This is a genomic window from Povalibacter sp., from assembly GCF_036735925.1.
Lineage (GTDB): Bacteria > Pseudomonadota > Gammaproteobacteria > Steroidobacterales > Steroidobacteraceae > Steroidobacter.
In genome coordinates, this window is record NZ_DAINNK010000054.1 from 1 (window position 1) to 2335 (window position 2335).

Below are 2335 nucleotides of genomic sequence, written 5' to 3' on the forward strand. Positions count from 1 at the left end.
GTAGGTCAGGCTTTAGCCTGACTGTTTTCAGGCCGGCTAAAGCCGGCCCCACAGGCAGAGCAGATCGCCATTGCTCTTGCTCGTGGCGCAACGTGGACGTTGGCAGGCATGACGAGGAGAGCGACATGGAATCTTCGAACGTAAGCGCAGTTCTGTTTGCGAAAGATCTGAAAAGAGTTGCTGCATTCTATTCTCAGGCGCTCGGGCTGGCTTGCAGCGCCAGCGACGAACACCACTGGGTCTTGGATGGGCATGGTTTCCATCTCATCGTCCACCAGATTCCAGAGCACACCGCGGACGAGGTGACAGCACAACAGCCGCCGGAGCGCCGCATCCGGGGCGCCATCAGATTGGACTTTCCCGTTCAAAGCATCGAAGACAGTCGGCGGGCGGCACGGCTACTGGGTGGACAGGTCGATGATGTCCCACCCGAATGGGCAGACCGAAATGCCAACTTCTTTCTGGGCCACGATCCAGAAGGCAACGTCTTCGGCGCCAGCCAGCGTGCCTGCTGACGAGCGGCGACTCCGACTCGCAACTGCGAAGCGACGTTGCTCGCGCGACAGCGACGGCGTTACGCCTCAGAAGAATATGGAGTCGAAGGCGTGGACTTGAGAGAAGCGCTGAGAACGGACCGGCTCATCGACATCGTTACCATCGGCGCCAGAACGGGATTGCATCGTGTAACGGAAATCTGGTTTACGAATATCGACGGCCGTATCGTCATTTGCGGCACGCCGTCTGCCGACGGCTCGCTGGGTCCGCGAAAGAGTCGCAGTTGGTTGGCGAACCTGAAGGCCAATCCGCATTTCGAGTTCTGCTTGAAGGAATCCGTGCTATGCCGCCTGACTGCGAAAGCTGTCGAAGTGACGGATCGGGCGGAAAGGAAGCGGATAATGAGCGCACCCGAGACTCGCTGGTATCGCGAACAAGGATTCAGCGTGGAGGACTTGGTAAATTACTCACCGATCATCGATGTCTTTTTTGTCGGTGAGTACGCCTATCTCAACACGAAGTCATGCTGACGCTGCCAGTAGATTGTGGCTCGTGGCAGGACGAAATCGAACGACCAGAAGAAGGAAGAAGCAATGGACCGGCAACAGGCAGAAGCAGCAGGCGACGCGCTACTTGCGCCCCGCATCGATGACCAGCGCAGGGCGCTAGAGCAATGGGTCGAACGACAGAAGCAGCGCAGGAAACATCAGAAGCGAGGCGCTTGGGCGCTGGCTGGCTTCATGTGCGGCGCAGCTGCCGGACTTTTCGCAACTGGAAACATCTGGCCGGCTGCGTTGGCTGGCCTGTTCATCGGTGCGCTGGCGGGCGTGCTCGTCGTCAAGGAATAGCCTCACTGGCGTTGCACTGAGCCTCTGTCTCATGCAGGAGCGGACGTCATGAACCAGAACGAACCAGCAACGTCATTTGGCCTGCCGGTCCCGGAATTGCCACCTACAACGAGCTGCGCTCGATGGGTGCGCGCATTGTCGAACCCCTGGAGAAGAAGCCATGGGGTTTGCGCCAGTTCACTGTCGAGGACGTCGACGGCAACCGCTTTTACTTCCACTGCGACTGAGCAGACCTTCTCCAGCACATCAATTGACAAGTTTTGCGACGCATGTTTTTCTTCGCCCGCTCTACGGGGTGCATCGGCGTAGTTGCCGAAAGGGCTTTGCCCGCCCGCTGAAATTTCAGCAGGAGAGCACCCATGCCCACCCTCGATACTTTCCGGAAGCAGGCAAAGCAACTGGTTCGCTGGCATCGCGAACGCAACTTCTCGATCGGCGAAAAATTTCGGCTGCTCGATCGCTATCGCCATCTCACTGACATTGAAGCGCTGAATACGCCGTTGCCGCTGACCATCGCACAGGAAATCGTGGCGGTGGAAGCCGGCTTCAGGAATTGGGCGGCGCTCCGGGCATCAACCATCGACGTCAAGCCGACGGCGGCACCGATCGAAGGCGAGCCAACCCTCCTGGGCACTGTGCCGATTCTGTTCGTCAGGGACGTCAGGAAGGCCGCCGCCTTCTATGCGGACAAGCTCGCCTTCCAGGTCGACTTTCTCCACGGGCATCCGCCCTTCTACGGCTCCGTTTCACGCGATCGTTCGCGCCTTCATCTGCGGTTCGTGCACGAACCGAACTTCGCCGCATTGGCTGCGCTCGAGGGATCGCTGATCCTGGCGACCATAGAGGTCCGGAACGTGAAGATGCTCTTTGAAGAGTACGAACGGCGCGGCGTGGAATTTGCTCAGCGGCTCGTCAGACAGGCGTGGGGCGGCATCGATTTCCATGTGCGTGATGTCGACGGCAACGTCATAGCCTTTGTTCAGTATCGTCAG

Annotated in this window: 5 protein-coding genes; all 5 read left to right on the top strand. The window is 58.8% G+C overall.

Annotated features, from left to right (window positions below; genetic code table 11):
* Positions 1 to 125: 125 nt before the first annotated feature.
* Positions 126 to 515, top strand: a complete 390-nt coding sequence (locus tag V7D81_RS15960; protein ID WP_324318026.1) for a VOC family protein — start codon at positions 126 to 128, stop codon at positions 513 to 515.
* 90 nt (positions 516 to 605) lie between these two features.
* Entirely contained in the window at positions 606 to 1025 is a 420-nt protein-coding gene (locus V7D81_RS15965; RefSeq protein ID WP_324318028.1) for a nitroreductase/quinone reductase family protein, read from the top strand.
* 63 nt (positions 1026 to 1088) lie between these two features.
* The gene (locus V7D81_RS15970; RefSeq protein WP_324318030.1) at positions 1089 to 1343 is read left to right on the top strand and encodes a hypothetical protein; all 255 of its coding nucleotides are present in this window, start codon (positions 1089 to 1091) and stop codon (positions 1341 to 1343) included.
* Between the two features lie 95 nt (positions 1344 to 1438).
* Positions 1439 to 1570 (top strand): VOC family protein, encoded by a 132-nt coding sequence (locus V7D81_RS23295; RefSeq protein WP_442958355.1) that lies wholly within the window; start codon positions 1439 to 1441, stop codon positions 1568 to 1570.
* A gap of 132 nt (positions 1571 to 1702) precedes the next feature.
* Positions 1703 to 2335 (top strand): glyoxalase superfamily protein (locus tag V7D81_RS15975; RefSeq protein ID WP_324318031.1); only part of this gene is annotated, 633 nt, incomplete at its 3' end.

Coding starts and splice junctions, on each gene's coding strand:
- V7D81_RS15960 (WP_324318026.1), top strand. CDS start 126: ATGGAATCTTCGAACGTAAGCGCAGTTCTGTTTGCGAAAGATCTGAAA.
- V7D81_RS15970 (WP_324318030.1), top strand. CDS start 1,089: ATGGACCGGCAACAGGCAGAAGCAGCAGGCGACGCGCTACTTGCGCCC.